General features: G+C 56.9%; 15 protein-coding genes and 1 pseudogene. 12 read left to right on the forward strand and 4 right to left on the reverse strand.

From position 1 onward, the window contains the following. Positions 1-12: 12 nt before the first annotated feature. The 8 genes and pseudogenes from ACSYSS_RS05855 to ACSYSS_RS05890 all read left to right on the forward strand — a co-directional run bounded on the left by ACSYSS_RS05855 (position 13) and on the right by ACSYSS_RS05890 (position 6,495). Positions 13-396, forward strand: a complete 384-nt coding sequence (locus ACSYSS_RS05855) for a PrgI family protein (protein ID WP_491703112.1) — start codon at positions 13-15, stop codon at positions 394-396. Further along, positions 393-2,939 (forward strand): VirB4-like conjugal transfer ATPase, CD1110 family, encoded by a 2,547-nt coding sequence (locus ACSYSS_RS05860; protein ID WP_491703113.1) that lies wholly within the window; start codon positions 393-395, stop codon positions 2,937-2,939. Before ACSYSS_RS05855 ends, ACSYSS_RS05860 begins: the two co-directional genes overlap by 4 nt. A 53-nt stretch (positions 2,940-2,992) precedes the next feature. Further along, positions 2,993-3,523, forward strand: coding sequence for a hypothetical protein (locus tag ACSYSS_RS05865; protein WP_491703114.1), 531 nt, complete (start codon positions 2,993-2,995; stop codon positions 3,521-3,523). 81 nt (positions 3,524-3,604) lie between these two features. Further along, entirely contained in the window at positions 3,605-3,916 is a 312-nt protein-coding gene (locus ACSYSS_RS05870; RefSeq protein ID WP_491703115.1) for a hypothetical protein, read from the forward strand. A gap of 1 nt (position 3,917) precedes the next feature. Next, entirely contained in the window at positions 3,918-4,730 is an 813-nt protein-coding gene (locus ACSYSS_RS05875) for a hypothetical protein (protein ID WP_491703116.1), read from the forward strand. A 92-nt stretch (positions 4,731-4,822) separates the two neighbouring features. Next, positions 4,823-5,179 carry a hypothetical protein gene (locus ACSYSS_RS05880; protein WP_491703117.1) on the forward strand — a complete coding sequence of 119 codons (357 nt, stop codon included), beginning with the start codon at positions 4,823-4,825 and terminating at the stop codon, positions 5,177-5,179. A gap of 57 nt (positions 5,180-5,236) precedes the next feature. Then, positions 5,237-5,923, forward strand: a pseudogene (locus ACSYSS_RS05885) (HNH endonuclease family protein); the annotation flags it as partial. Between the two features lie 407 nt (positions 5,924-6,330). After that, positions 6,331-6,495, forward strand: a complete 165-nt coding sequence (locus ACSYSS_RS05890) for a hypothetical protein (protein ID WP_491703118.1) — start codon at positions 6,331-6,333, stop codon at positions 6,493-6,495. Positions 6,496-6,737: 242 nt separating this feature from the next. Here the strand turns inward: ACSYSS_RS05890 and ACSYSS_RS05895 are convergent, their stop codons facing one another. The 3 genes from ACSYSS_RS05895 to ACSYSS_RS05905 form a co-directional block, all read right to left on the reverse strand. Then, the gene (locus ACSYSS_RS05895) at positions 6,738-7,727 is read right to left on the reverse strand and encodes a hypothetical protein (RefSeq protein ID WP_491703119.1); all 990 of its coding nucleotides are present in this window, start codon (positions 7,725-7,727) and stop codon (positions 6,738-6,740) included. Positions 7,728-7,823: 96 nt separating this feature from the next. After that, on the reverse strand, positions 7,824-8,351 hold the full coding sequence (locus ACSYSS_RS05900) for a tyrosine-type recombinase/integrase (RefSeq protein WP_491703120.1): 528 nt from the start codon (positions 8,349-8,351) through the stop codon (positions 7,824-7,826). Between the two features lie 233 nt (positions 8,352-8,584). Next, a complete protein-coding gene (locus ACSYSS_RS05905; protein WP_491703121.1) occupies positions 8,585-9,610 on the reverse strand; it encodes a zinc-dependent alcohol dehydrogenase in 1,026 nt (341 codons plus the stop codon). Between the two features lie 628 nt (positions 9,611-10,238). Here ACSYSS_RS05905 and ACSYSS_RS05910 point away from each other — a divergent pair. The 3 genes from ACSYSS_RS05910 to ACSYSS_RS05920 all read left to right on the forward strand — a co-directional run bounded on the left by ACSYSS_RS05910 (position 10,239) and on the right by ACSYSS_RS05920 (position 13,204). Then, a complete protein-coding gene (locus ACSYSS_RS05910; protein ID WP_491703122.1) occupies positions 10,239-10,907 on the forward strand; it encodes an ECF transporter S component in 669 nt (222 codons plus the stop codon). Positions 10,908-10,916: 9 nt separating this feature from the next. Continuing rightward, the gene (locus ACSYSS_RS05915; RefSeq protein ID WP_491703123.1) at positions 10,917-12,062 is read left to right on the forward strand and encodes a phosphotransferase enzyme family protein; all 1,146 of its coding nucleotides are present in this window, start codon (positions 10,917-10,919) and stop codon (positions 12,060-12,062) included. Between the two features lie 173 nt (positions 12,063-12,235). Continuing rightward, on the forward strand, positions 12,236-13,204 hold the full coding sequence (locus tag ACSYSS_RS05920; protein ID WP_491703124.1) for an ABC transporter substrate-binding protein: 969 nt from the start codon (positions 12,236-12,238) through the stop codon (positions 13,202-13,204). A gap of 128 nt (positions 13,205-13,332) precedes the next feature. On the opposite strand, the gene ACSYSS_RS05925 is transcribed toward ACSYSS_RS05920, so the two are convergent. Next, positions 13,333-13,983 (reverse strand): TetR/AcrR family transcriptional regulator, encoded by a 651-nt coding sequence (locus ACSYSS_RS05925; protein ID WP_491703125.1) that lies wholly within the window; start codon positions 13,981-13,983, stop codon positions 13,333-13,335. Between the two features lie 166 nt (positions 13,984-14,149). On the opposite strand from ACSYSS_RS05925, the gene ACSYSS_RS05930 reads away from it, so the two are divergent. Continuing rightward, a complete protein-coding gene (locus ACSYSS_RS05930) occupies positions 14,150-15,430 on the forward strand; it encodes an MFS transporter (RefSeq protein WP_491703126.1) in 1,281 nt (426 codons plus the stop codon). The last annotated feature ends 8 nt before the right edge of the window (positions 15,431-15,438 follow it).

A 15,438-nucleotide genomic window follows, 5' to 3' on the forward strand; every position in this document is an offset into this window, starting at 1 on the left:
AAGAAGGAAGACATGGCTTTGCAGATGAAGGTCTACAAGGATCCGGCGGACACGGAGGCGAAGGTCATGCTTGGCATGAGCTGGCGCCAGCTTGCCGCATCGGCTGTGCTGCTGGCGGTCGGCACTGTGGAGGTGGCTCTCTTCCACTTCGTGCTGCGCATGCCGAATCTGGGTGACGACCTGCTGCTCATCGTGGCGACGCCCGTGGCCGCATGGGGGTGGTGGAGGCCCAAGGGTTTGAAGCCGGAGCGGTATGTGGTCTACATGCTCCGCCAGCGTGTGGGAAACCACATCTGGCTGCATGACAGGCCCGCCGAGCACAGGGCTCGGGCACGCCGGGCCGATGAGCGTTCGACCGGCGTCAGAATGGCGAAAAGGAAGGAGAGGAAACAATGATGCGCATGTTCTTCGGAAAGTCCCAGGGCGATGGGAGCAAGCAGGAAAAGGTGCCACGCACGGCGAAGGACCTGATAGGCTACCGGTCCATGCTGCCGGGCGGGGCCGCAGTGCTTGATGGCGACCAGTACAGCATGACCATGCGGGTGAGCGACATCTCATACAGGGTCGCCACGCAGGAGCAGCAGATGGACATCATCGACCGTTGGGGCAAGTTCCTCAACCCGCTCTCCGACGGCATGCGCCTTGAGGTGACGGTGGCCACGCGCCGCATCTCCCCGGAGTCGGTGGGCAGGCGGATGACGATGGATCCGAAGCAGGACAAGTTCGATGCGCTGCGCTCGGATTTCAATGCGAACGTGGAACGCATGCTTTCCGGTTCGACAATCTCGACTGCCACCGACCGCTATATCACGTTCACCGTGACGGACCAGGACCGGGCGCATGCGATCACCGCGCTCAACAGGGCGTGCGTGGCGGCGGCGCGCCTGCGTTCCATCGACGGGTGCAGCGCGGTGAAGCTCGGCCGCGCCGAACGGCTGGAGCCCCTGCACCGCCTGCTACGGCCGCACACTCGTTTCGGCTTCGACGAGGAGACGTTCGCGCACGCGCGCACGGAGACAAAGGACTATATCACCCCTTATGCCATCGACACTTCGGACCGGCGCCGCCTGCGCATGGATTCGGGTTTGGGCGAGACTTGGCATGCGACATTGTGGGTCACCGATTTCCCTGACTATCTGACCGATGATCTGGTGAGCGGCCTGACTGATCTGAGCGCCGATGTGACGGTCAGCACCCATTTGGAGCCGCAGGGCAAGGCCAAGGGCATGAAACTGGTCGATGAGAAGATCGCGGAAATGGAGATGCAGGCCACGGACGAGCGGGGCAAGAACGCCAAGCGTCACATGCCGGAGGATTGGCTGCCCCACAGTCTGGAGGACTCGCTGAACGAGGCGAACGAGATGCGTGACGATCTGAGGCATAACGGCGAACGGCTTGTGGAGGCGCTCATCGCGGTCGGCGTGAGCGCCGGCAGTGAGGAGGGGCTCGACCAGTGCCTCCATGATGTCGCCGAAGTGGTCAACTCACAGTCTTGCGTGGCCGAACTGTGCACGTACATGCAGGTCGAGGGGCTGAACGCCGTGCTCCCGTTGGGCGTGAACACGATGCCGATGAAACGCACCCTGACCACAAGCGGCGCCGCGATCCTCGAACCGTTCACCAGCCAGGAGCTCTTCCAGCCGGGCGGGGTCCTCTACGGGAGGAACAGCCAGTCGGGCAACGCGGTGCTGGTGGACCGTTCGAAGGGCATCAACGGCAACGGGTTCATCCTGGGCACGTCTGGCTCCGGCAAGAGCCAGGCGGCGAAGAACGAGATGACGCAGATCTTCCTGCGCCATCCTCAGGACGAGCTGGTCGTCATCGACCCGGAGCGCGAGTTCACACCGTTGTGCCTGGCGTTGGGCGGGGCCGCATCGAGGTGGGCGAGTCCAGCGGCCAACACATCAACGCCTTGGACATCGAGTTCGGCGGGGCTAGTGACGAGGATCCGATCAAGACGAAGAGCAGCAGCGTCCTGCACATGCTCGACGCGCTCATCGGCGGCGAGGATGGCATGGTCAAGGTGGAGCGCAGCCTTGTGGACCGGTGCACGGTGGCCCTGTACCAGGAGTTCCGCGACGGGCAGCGACCAAAGCAGCCAACGCTCGGCGACCTGCCTGGCCTCGCTTGCTGCCTTGCCAGAGACCGAGGCCAGGCAGCTCGCCGCCGCCTTGGAAATCTACACGCAGGGTTCGCTCAACGCGTTCAATTCCCAGACGAATGCGGACGTGCGCAACCGTTTCGTCGTCTACGACGTGATGTGGCTGAGCAACGAGCTCAAGACGTTCGGCATGATGGTCATCCTGAATCAGATCTGGAACCGCGTCGTGCGCAACCGCGCCAAAGGCGTGCGCATGGCTGTGGGTGGACGAGTTCCACATGCTCTTCTCCAACCCGTTCGCGGCCGACTACTTCCTGCGCCTGTACAAGCGGTCGCGCAAGTGGGGGCTGTCGATCACCGGCATCACGCAGAACATCGAGGAGCTGCTGATGAACGACGACGCGCGCCTCATGCTGTCGAACAGCGATTTCCTGCTGCTCATGAACCAGACCTCCACCGACGCCGACGCCCTGCAGAGCACACTGAAGCTTTCGGACGAGCAGCGGCAGTATTTCACCGGCGTGGAGCCCGGCGAGGGCATGCTCAAAAGCGGCACGGCGTTCCTGCCGTTCGACGGGCGCATCAGCGAGGAAAGCCTGATGTACAGGCTGTTCAGCACCAAGTTCGGGGAGAAGTAGATGCGAAGGCCCGAGTCCTCGGGAGGGTGGAAGGCCTCCGGCCGGCTCCGCTCATTCCACTCCTCCGCCGGCAAGGAGGAAGGTTCCAGCAGGCATCTGCTGCATGGCAGAGTCGCATCCTTGCGGCGACCACACCTGTTCCGGCATCCCTCCGTCAGATCGATGCTGGGGACCGGCGCCAAATCACTCGAATCCGCTGACGGCAAAGAGGACGACACCGGCTCGGCTGCCGGCATGGAGACGGCGAACAAGCTTGGATTGGTGGGCACCCTACGCCCGCGGCACCGCACCGCACGCTTTTCCAAGAGTGCTCGACCCGCTCCGCACCCGTCCCGGTCCACACATTCCGCGCAGGCACGACAGCATCCCGGTGGCATCGAACCGCATCCACGTCACCGGCTGCATGCCCGCCTCCCTGCGCCGCCGGTTCTCGTCCGCGAGTTCGTCGCTTATCGTCCTCCACTGCGTTTCGTCGAAGGTGATCTCCTTGCGCACGCCGCGGCGTCGTTTGCGGTTCCATGCCATGCTTCTCCAGCGCCTTTCTGGTATCGGGTCCGGGTGCCCCGGTCCAGGCCCCTTGCAGGGGCCGGGTGGCGCGTGTACGTACACGCGCTATGCTCGCTGTGCCAAGTACGTACAGCGTGGATTGTGTACGTATAGTGCTTTGCTGGCCTGCTTCCAGGCACCGAATGCCTGGGCCATCGCACCTTTTCCGCCGAATCTCTTTCGTCCGTCCATTCTCCCCTGCATCCACCCGGCTTTTGGGCGGACACCACCAGCCTGAATCGGCATCGGGCCCGGCGGCGCTCGTCCGCCCAACCACCGTTCCTCCGGTTTTATTTTTGGAGGGACGGAAGGAGCAGATATGGCTAACCATGAGACGATGACCCAGGCCGAACGGTCGGTGGCCGAGGAAATAGAAAAGCTAAAAGCAACACAGAAAAAGGTCAGGGGTCTGCAGTCCAGGCTCGATGCGATGCGCGCGGCCGCAGCGCAGTTCGCGCAGGCAGCAGACGAGTTCATCACCGGGCAGGGTTCGAGCAGGAAATGGCTGACACGGAACATGGGCATCACGCATGCCGAGGCGACTCTCGTCTGGCCCCCTCATACGAGCAAAGACCATGGCACGGCATCAGCCACACCGAATCAGAACGACCGGGCAATGCCGGAGGTGTGACATGGCGGATGGGCAACGACCTGGAGACGTCGACTGGAGCCGTTGGCTCGGGGAGTCGGAAGCATACGTCGAATGGTGCCGGCAGCCCGGCCACACACAGAAGCGGCACCGGCATCCGATGAGCAGGGAACAGTACGAGCGCACGCTGGAGCGCAACCGCCGGTATGTGGCAGAGCATCACGACGAACTGCGAGCCAGGCAAAGGGCGCGCATGGCCCAGCGCATGCGCGAGGAGCCCGGCTTCGCCGAACGCAAACACAGTCAGGCCCACGCCTACTACCTCGCCCACAAGGATGAGTACAGGGCCAGGCGGCGCAAAAGCTACGACAAACACAAGGATGACCCCGAATTCAAGGCGAAGAGGCACGAAAAAAACAGATGCCAATACGAGAAGAGACACAACACGCAGGAAAGGGACAAAACCATGGAAGACAACAAGAGAGAAACCGATGCCGTCACCGAGAACGGACGGTGGCTCAAGGAGAACATCATCGACAACACTGAACACATCTGGAAACAAGTCGAGGAACTCGCCCAGTCCGCCCTCCCCGTGCATGGTGGGGCGATGAGGTTGAAGGCCGAAAGGATAGTCAACCAGGCGCTGGCCGAATGCTCCCACCAGGACCGCACCAGGCTAGGTGTGCTCTCATCGAAGGACATCGACGCCGCGGTGGCGCTCACCATAGCCGACGTGGACGAGCAGCGCACACAGGCGCACGACCTGCATCTTTCCGGCAAAGACCAGAAGACGACGCAACGCCGGAACGATCGGCACCAGGACTCTGGGCATCGTCGCCGCGAGAGAAGCAGGTGACGGTAGGCCATTCATGCACATTGCATCGGCTCGTTGCCGAACCGTTGACGGCGAACCGAGAATGAAAGCATACATGCAAAAAGGAGATCGTAATGACAGACATCACAGACAAGGCTTACGCGCTCTCGCTGGGACTGACGCCAAACCGAGGAAACAACCTCACCCACGGGAAGCTGCTCGACCTGCGTGGGGAGCTCACCGATGAGATAAGATCGTTCCTGGAAATGGAACAGCGGATGCGCGGCGGCTCCAAGGCCGATCCGACAACCGGGGAATGGGACCTCACCCTCCACGACAGCCAAGACGGGTTCGAACGGGCGCGCCACACCACGGGCATCACCGACTGGCGCGTCTGGAACCAGGCCTACCTCATCATCGGCCTGCTCCTCGAAGCCATCGGCTATCAGGTAAGCTACCATATGGCCAATGAAGCCAACATAGGCAAGTAGAGGACAAGGAAGGCAACCATGATAGCATGCGGACGATCGCAGCGGACTGTCGGCACCATGTCACTTGACTCGAAGGACAGGAAGAGGCTGGCGGCCGCATTTCTGCTCTCCATCCTCATCCCAATCTTGGACGCATGCGGGGCACCGGCCGCGGCCACGCCCCGTGCAGATGCCACCGGAACCGCAGCCGGCATGCTGGAGAAGCTGCCCGTCAAGGGCCGTGCACAGAAGACCGGGTACAGCCGCAGCCGGTTCGGCCCGGCATGGTCGGATGCGGACCGGAATGGCTGCGACACTCGAAACGACATTCTTAACAGGGATCTGACGAACACGACCCATCGTGCCGGCACCCACGGATGCATCGTCCTGACCGGGACACTCAACGATCCTTACACCGGCAGGCCCATACGATTCACACGTGGCCGCACATCGTCGATGGCCGTGCAAATCGACCACGTGGTAGCGCTTTCGAATGCCTGGCAGACCGGCGCCCAGCAGATCAATGCAGACCAACGTAAACAACTTGCCAATGACCCATACAATCTACTGGCGGTCGACGGGCCTGCCAACCAACAGAAGTCGGACGGCGACGCCGCCACCTGGCTTCCCTCGAACAAGCGCTACCGCTGCGACTATGTGGCCCGGCAGATCGGAGTGAAACACAAGTACCATCTCTGGGTCACACCATCGGAACGAGCCGCCATGAAACGGGTTCTCGGCTCATGCCCGACACAGACGATCCCCGTCTAGATGGTTCGACTACGTGGACGCCTTTCAGATATGCGAATGCCCCGGAGAGTTCCGGGGCATTCGTTCAATCACAATCGGGATCGATGGATCCCGTCTGCAAGAAGTCCAAGAGGCGAAGTATGCAATGCCGCCTATTAGCCTCATGTTGATCCGACTTGCCTGCCGACAATCACAGTATAGCATGACTCCGCTCCCTCGCACGTTCGATTCCCTCAATAGCCCATTCGTTTCTGCGGAATCGTCTTGGATCCATCATCAGAGTCGGATGCAACGGTGCTGATAGTCTAGGCGATAGCGGCAAGGAGCGGGCGCGTCCCATTGATCCGGGATGATTCCTTTCCATGCTGCCGGCGCCCCAATTCAGGTGCGTCTCAATCACAATCACAAAGGGAGTGCAATCAATGCACAATATCGATGGAAACGGGTCCCATGGCGACTCCTTGAAGGTGTTGGTGACCGTCACGGCCGGCATACTGGCAGGAAATCTGCCACCGACGCTGGCATGGGTGAGCCTTATGGCCATCCTGATCTGCGTCGTCATCTCTGATTGGAGAAACGGCAGGTAGCCCGTAGGGCTCCGGCGACAGCCGGGGCCCTCCCTTTGTTTCAAGACCTATGCCATAATGGGTGATGCATGAAAGGCCTTTCCTAATCTAAATCCTTGCATACGGTCGCAAAAACTACTGGTGCTTAGACCGACTGCGTTAGGCCTACTACCCATGGCACCAATACCATTCGTTTTCGCTCAATCCGGGCATGACCCTCCGACTATATTGGTGTCCTTGCATGATGGAAATAAGTTATACTGTTACGACTGTTTTCTCTGCACCAGACCATCATGAAATATCTGGACAACAGCCACGGCCAAGTAGACCGCCATCTTCGCCTCATCCTTCTGCATTGGCTCCACCCCGCCAGTGTCACCGTGCCTGCGGTCGGTCTGCCAGACGGCGCGCATCATACGCCGCACAAGACCACCCTCATCATCATTATCGCGGTCGTAATCGGTTTCCACTGGGGAGAACCAATGTTGCTTCAACATTTTTCTAATCACAAGGCCAAGCGTCTGCTTCGGCTCTGTCGGTGCAACCACGGGAATGGCGGCTGCTTCGATGGCCTTGACTGCCATGTCATAGGCCGCATTCGCATCAGGATGTCGCCCGAACAACTGTCGCCAGGAAAGGGCAAGAAGATCGCCAGCAGCAGCGCACTCATCCATTGCCTTCTCTGCTGCCTTTTCCATTGCAGGAGCCACGCGTTCGACCAAACCAGGGGCGCCAGCCCTTGTACCCACGCGCCATTTCGAGCCTGACTCCTCAAGGATCTCGCCGAGCTCTGCTGTATATCGTCTCACCGATGGATCCACGTATTTCCGACCTTCATCACGCTCACGTTCAGCGCTGTCAGGGGGATTCGAGAACGTCCCTGCTATCACCGTCATAACTTTGGGATGTGCTGCCGCACGAAGCCGGTCGGCAGTCCGTCTTTCGGGCTCGTACATACCATTGAGAAGATAGTCTACATAGTCGATGATGATGTCAGGCTCTAGATCTGTGTCGAATCCTGCGAAGAAACTGTCGCTGTCCATTACTGACAGTCCCGACACCGAGTGGCGTCTCGCGTCGAAACTGCCGATAAATTTTCTCCGCGCTTCCAAGTTAGTCGCAGTGAACCTCACACCTAGATACGACTCCACATCTTCAATCCAAGGTAGGATGTCAGCGAGCATGTAGTCAGGCACACCAGCTACGAGCACGTCGTCGTCGACAGGCTCCATCAACGGTTTCCAATCACTCATATAGCTATCGTAATATGCACCCGCGAAAGACAAGGTAGACCGGGTTCTAGTGATGCACAACACAATGGGATTTCCATAGATAAAGATGACAATTTGTCACAGTTCTTTTCTAGTCATGTCAATGTCGGCGCTTGTGAGGAGATAGATAAGATTTTCAGGCAAACCATAAGTAGCTAGGACATGTTCAAAATCCTTCTCCCTCGACGAATCCCGCCGCTTCCGATACCCGCCCAAGGATACGATGGCGCGTCTTGAATCCTCTTGGCTGGTGAATATATATTGTTGGGTGGTCACCAGGCTTTCGTGTCCTAGAAGGTTCTGCACCTCCACGGCGTCACCGGTGGCGTGCCACACATCGGTCGCGAATTTTCTGCGGAAGGCATGAGGTGGCCAGCCCGTGGCCTCCTTGACGAGCACATATACTGTGTCGGGGCTGATGTGTTGTCCGGATTTCGCCCCTGGAAACAGCCATCCTTTTGGCCGCTTTCCAATCTCAATTGCAAGAGTCTCATTGAGGGGAACGATGCGGTCCTTCTCCCCCTTGCCATGGACGACCAGGCTTTTGCCGATCAGGTCGTCCACGACATCATCGGTCCTGACAAGACTGATCGCACGTCGCCGCAAGCACGCGCTCCACGCGCGCAGGCTCTGACACCCAACGGCAGAAGACTTCCGGTTATAGAACCGTCCACCCAAAAACCATGGAAGTGGGCGAACATAAAATGGTTCGCTTTGCACTCCAAACAGATACAAAAATCCGCAGCCCCCGTTATCTCTAAAGGAGAGACAACGGGGGTGCGGATAAAACCATCTGTCACAAAAGTGACATCAGGATTCAATCAGATTCAATGCGTCAATCACACATCGTGATCGATCATGTACTTAATTCCCGTGGCGGTGCCGTCGGAAATCTTCTCGAACGCCTCTTGCACACCCTCCAGCGGAATCAACGTGGCATAATCTTCTGTGTCAATCTTGCCTTCTCCCATGAGTTTGATAACCTCATCAAACTCGTCAAGAGTAAACATCACGCTGCCACGGATGGAATTCTCATAGTTGATGAACTGGAAGTAATCGGCATCAATGCGATCAGGGAACGCCAGCAGCACGCATGGGCAACCCTTCTTCAAATGATCAATACCCGCTTTGGCTGCAACATGATTACCAGAGCACTCAATCACAGCGTCAAACCCTTCAGGAGCAAGCGCCTTGAGTTGTGCATCCAAGTCATCAGCACGGCCGTCTACCACATTCGTGATGTATTTTGACTGATTTAGCTGTTCGATGCGCCTGGGGTTCACCTCAGTAACAGCCACGGTGTCCGCACCGAGCACAGAAGCTCCTACAGTGGCGAATACGCCAATCGGGCCGCCACCCGTGATAAGCACACGGTCACCGGGCTTGATATCCGCGGTTTTACAGCCGTGATACGAAACAGACAACGGTTCCGTCATGGCACCCTGCACATAGCTCACATTGTCCGGTAGCTTACGCACCATGTCCTCACGCACGCAAATATATTCACCAAAGCCACCGTCCACAGAGACCCCGGGAACATCGTCCATCAAATGGTTGCAAAGCTGATACCGACCTGACTTGCAATATTCACATTGATAGCAAATACTGATGTCGATGGCAGTAACGCGATCGCCCTTCTTGAACTTCGTGCTGTTGCCCGCATCGACGACTTCGCCCGAGAGCTCATGGCCTTCATACAGATCCTTCACTGCACGGTTGCCCTGCTCCCAATACATGTGCACATCGGAACCACAGATTCCACCCTTATGCACCTTGATAACTATTCTTCCGTCTTTTCCTTCCGGAATTGGCTTATCAATAATTTTATATTGCCTTACACCGGCAATCGTAACACCTCTGTTCATAATTCCCTTTTTCTCCGTTGCTCACTGGACAATTTCATAGTATCCGACCACTTATACATAAGTATGAACATTGACATAATGTTACTCGCCGTCAATCATTTATGTAGAATACTGGATAATTTACTTCGGCGATAAACCCGCTACATCACTTTCGAATACTGGAATAGCTGTCATGGCAATCACCGCCATCGCGTTGATTTCGCGAGCGCGGGATTGTTAATCTTGCCAGCATGTCGCCGTAAGCATGGGCCACATGTGCGTCGTAGCCGACAGCAGCGAGAAACAACAGTCATAGGAAATGGTAGCGACCATCGGTAACAGCGGCAGCCATCTCATGCCTACCCGAAGGCCGACGTCAATGCCTTTCATGCAACCTTTAGAATTTCCCCCGTGTGACGCACAAGACCGTTACCCGTTCCGGAGCGCAATGACCTTGTCGGCTCTTCTACGTAACGTAATCCTTGTTATGCGCGGGAGCTCAAAAGCTGAGAGGGAGAGCGATCTCCGACCGTTGAACGTGACACGGCTAATACCGTCGAACGAAGTCATCATTCTCACCAAACCTTCCGTGGCACATGCGCCCGTACCGAAACACGGCTCGGGCTTCACGCGAAAGGGTGAAAACCACATGGCTACGCAACCAAACAGTACACGAATACACTCAAATCCAAGCGCAGGAACCACTTCAGGCACGAAGGCAGTGCATCATTCCTCGCTGCGATGGAGACCCGTGGACATCGCCATCGCGTCCGCCATCGCCGCGGCATGCGGCGTGTTGTTCTGGGTCTGCGATTTCATAGTAACCGTTCCCGCCACCTTCCTGGGAACTCTGATACCTGGTTTCGCCGGTATTCTCAATGGATTCTGGTACATTGCCGCCCCTCTGGCAATGATCATTGTGCGCAAGCCCGGAGCAGCGCTCTACGCGGAGTTGGTGGCAGGAGCCATCGAGTTGACCCTAGGCAACCAATGGGGAGCGGGAGGATCGTTGGTGGCAGGCCTGTGCCAAGGAGTTGCAGCTGAACTGGCGTTTCTCATCTTCGCCTACCATAAGTGGACCGTATGGGTCGCTGCGTTCGCCGGCGCCATGGCGGCAGCGGGCGGAGTGGCGTATTCAGCGGTGGCCTCATGGACAGGCATGTCGAAAACGGGAGCCTACATCGTCATGAACGTAGCCAGCAACCTCATCTCGGGCGCACTCATCGCAGGAGTCTTGATGTGGCTGCTGTACCGCGCCATCGCACGCACCGGAGCGCTCGATCACTTTGCCTCTGGCCACACCGTGGCAGAAGCCTAGGAGCAGGAATTGAAGACCGACGGAAATCCAGAGTTGCAGATCGTCGCGCAGCGGTGGACCGATATTGGCAGCGGGGAGGCACAGCTCGTGCTCGGCTCGTTGCAAGAACCGTTGACAGTGCAATCAGTGGCATCACATAGCGGACGTCCCACAGCGGCGGCATCCCTCGTGAACACGAACCGCGGCTTGGTGTTCATCAAGCGATATGCGCGCCAAGTGCGCGACGCAGACACCATAGCCCCGTATCATCGCTTCGCGGAGCATCTGGCGGACCATGGCATCCCAACGCCAAGATTCCTTCGATTTGCAGACCGGCAAAGCCCACAACCCAGCGATAGCACTGTGTTCACGCTGAACGGTAACGCATACGAGGCATATTTCGCGGCCACCGGGCAGGACCGATACGGCGAGGCATTAACTTGGAGCCCTCCGGAGACGCTGCAGGAGGCACGAGCACTCGGGGCGTTCGTGGCGAGGCTTACCTTGGCTTCGCAGGGGTTTGACGAACCAGCGCTTAAGCCAAACGGCATGTCGAACAAGTTCGGTCTTTTCGCTTCCACTGATCTTGACGGTTCATGGTCAAGATGGCTTGCGGAACGACCCAAGGTGGCGAGATACCTTACCGACACGAATCGTGACCCACGACACGAATGGCTGAAGATCATCCCCTACGCCGAGCAACTGGACGGCAGATACGATAAGCTGCCCACAGCTTGGACACACGGAGACCCACACACATCGAACTTCCTCTGGGAGGGGCCAGCTCCTTCCGCAGTTATCGATTTCGGGCTCGCCGACCGCAACACAGCACTGTTCGACTTGGCCATGCTTTTGGAACGCCACACCATCCAGTGGGTCGATGTCATGGGTGGAGACGAAACCGCCTACCGCGCCGACGTTGCCGACGCCCTGCTGGACGGATACTGTAGCATACGGCCGCTCACCGATCCGGAGAAGGCGATGCTGCCCTACTTGCTGGCAATTTGCCAAGCTGAGGCTGGACTCAACTGGCTTCAGTACTATCTCAACGTCGGCGGTCCCCGCCCCGAAGACGCAGCATGGTGCTACGACGAATGCTTTGTGGCCCACACGGCATGGTTCTCGACCGACTCTGGCAAACGGATGCTTGAACACATCCAAAACCGCCTACGTTGACCACCATAGCCCACAACCACCAAAGCACATGAAACTCAATCGGTGACGGCTCGCCGTGCACCCTGCCTCATCTCAAAACATTCGGCCGCTTCAACCGGCGACCGAGAGCCGGTACCTATTGCACGATATCGGCAGCACAACCAAAACAAAACAACACAAATAGGAGATTGACCATGTTGAAAGTCAGACTCGAATACGTTCATCCTTGGACCAACCATGCCGGCATGTATCTTGCTCGCCAGCAGAATTTCTACAAAGACCAAGGTCTCGACGTGGAATTCACCAGCGGCGACTTCTACCGCGGCGACCCGGCCTATCTGCTCGCAAGAGGCGAATACGACGTTGCACTCGTCAGACTCAACCAACTGCTATATCACCAGCAGGGCGAGGCCTCGCTCATCGCCGTCGGAGTGATGAACCAAGGGCAGATAGGCGGCATCATCACCAATAAATCCACTGGCATCAAGCGTTTCCGCGACCTGGAAGGCAAACGCGTGTGTGTGCCGATGGGAGTCAGAAGGCTCTATACAGAGCTGGAGCAGGCCGTCACCAAGGACGGAGGCGACTTCTCCAAGGTCAACACCATCGATCCAGGTGAGTGGGAGCCCGACATCCGCTCCGTGGAACGCGGCAAGTATGACGCTTTCATCAATGTGGCCTGGTGGGAGCCCTACCAGGGCTCAGAGCCATTCGATCAGGTTGTTGTCCTGCCATTCGACCAAATCGAAGTTGCACCTCATCACTCCTACTACGTATGCGTGCGCCGTGAGATGCTCGACCGAAACCCAGAGTTGGTCCGCCGATTCATGACCGCTACTGAGAAAGGCTACGAAATGGCACGCAACAACCCAGAGGAAGCAGTGGTTGCCCTGCAGCCGGCACTGTGTCACATCGATCCGGACGTGCTGGCCGCCTCCCTCAAGGCCGTAACGCCGTCGTGGTTCGATGCCAACGGTCACTGGGGCACCGCAAATCTTGCCATCGTGCGGTCCTACACTGAATGGATGGCAGCCAACGGACATCTGGACGTTCCGCTGAATCAGGCGCTAAAGTCCATCGACAATCATTGCGTCACAAATGCCTTGCTGCCGCAGTGCGATGAGCCTCTGCCGGCAAAATTGAAGCTGCCGGAAGTAAACTAATTCAACACTGCCATCAACTGGAAACGGTGCAATGCGATAATGCATTACACCGTTTTCTTGTCAACGCGCAGGAGCACTCGACCATTCATTGTCATGACTGGCGAACATGCATCAGGGCTCAAATCCATTCAGCACATTCCCCGCCACTCCGGCAGCGTATAAAAATAATGCTCACAATCCGCCCAACGTGCAGGAAGGTCGAAGTTCGGCTCTCCGATCCAGCGCATCTGCAGACCATCCAACGCACTTCCCATGGTCATATACAGATTGACCATCTTTTCGGGATCCTGGTAACGTTCAGGCACATTCCACCGTATATTCGCAATCTGTTTTCTACCATGCAATCCCCGATGCACATAGTATTCATGCGCGGGATGCGACTCATCCATTGCCTCGGCACGAAGCACCAGATACAGTTGCGTCAATTTGGGATTTCCTAGGGCTTGTTTTACAGACGTCCTATAAATTAGCGGGAAGAACTGAGCTTCACCGGTTTCCCGAAATTGCTGTTCAAGCTTGGCAGTGACCTGTGTCACCGAATTCGTTCTTTCGAATTCATCAAGAACCAGCAGCAACAGTCCGTTCTTGCTTTTAACGTGCCTCAGCAAGCCGGCTGTCGTGATGCCCACCTCATCAGCGACCTCCTGAAGTGAAGACCCATAGAATCCCTTCTGCGATATGACCTTAATGGCAGCCTGAGCTATCTCCTTGGCGCGCTCGGCATGGCTTTTTCTATGAGTGCCCGAAATATCATCGGAACATGAACCGCTTTGCACCATAATGCAATTTCCCCCTCGTTCAACCCCAAAGACTTTGATCGACACCCCTTGCCAAATATACGATAGCACACAGAAATTTGCATTTATTTCGACAATGATATACTGTTTCGAATGTAAGTAATTACTTACTTACATAATGTCGAATTGCTACAACAAAGGAAGTTCAATGGCATCTCAAACATCGACGCAACGCAATCCACGCGCATGGGTGGTCTTCATCGGCTGCTGCGTAATATCATTCATTGGATTCGGACTTATCTGCAATACTCCTGGCCTGTATTTCAACGCGCTTTCCAAAGAGTTCGGAGCGACCCGCTCACAAGTGAGCCTTCCGCTCTCCATCGAACAGATCACTGCGGCATTGACCATGCTCGTTGCAGGAACACTGCTCAAAAAGGTGGACTCCCGCATACTGATCAGTATCTGCGCCACCGTCTGCGGCGGAATATTTCTGGTAGGTTCCACTTTCAATTCCATCTGGGACTTCTACGTAGCCTATGCCATCCTCGGCGTGGCGTATGTCATTCCAGTAAGTCTGGTACCCCCAGTATTGATGTCGAACTGGTTCCAGGAAAAACTGGGAACGGTCATGGGAATCAGCATGGGAGTCTCGGGAATCGGCGGAGCGATCTTCAACCCTATCGTCTCCAATCTCATCACAAACTATGGGTGGAGAAAGTCCTATCTCTTCACCGGAATCGTAATACTCGTCTGCATTCTGCCGTTTTCGATCTTCGCGCTGAAATTCGCACCTGACGCAAGCAAGGGCGAGCATCCCTATGGCTACAATCCAAGTCAGAAGGACGCGACGCCTCCCAGTGAAACCGGCATTGAAGCACGAAAGGCCTATACGACCCTTTCGTTCGTTCTGCTGACCGTAGCCATCGTCATCCAACAGTTCTCGAATTCACTGCTTCAACACATCTCCGCCCATGAGGTCCAATATGGTCTGAGTTTGGAGCAAGGAGCCCTTGTAATGACAGGCACATTACTCGGTGCGGCAATCGGCAAGATGCTGATCGGCATTCTGCTGGATCATCTCAAACCACAGGTGGTCATCATCCTCTTCACCTGCGTCGGCGTTCTGGGCTGGGGCGGATTACTGCTCTCTCACATGACCGTCACATCGATGATCGCAGGTCTTTTTACCGGCATCGGCCAAGGATTCGTGCTCGTGGGCATCCCCTGGGTGATTCAGAACTCCTTCGGCGGCAAGGACTATAGCAAGATCCTCTCCATCATCACAATGTTTGGCAACTTCGCCAACGCAGCATTCGTGACGCTGCACGGCGCACTGTTCGACAGCACCGGCAACTATATCATCTCCATTTCGGGAGGCATGATCATCTACGTCATCACGGCGGCCCTCACCATCTATGCGTATAAACATCGGCCTTTCAGGCCAAGCGAACAATCGGAACCCGAGGTAACCGGAAAAGATGAATGAAGCAGGGA

This window comes from Bifidobacterium sp. ESL1118 (genome assembly GCF_058505595.1).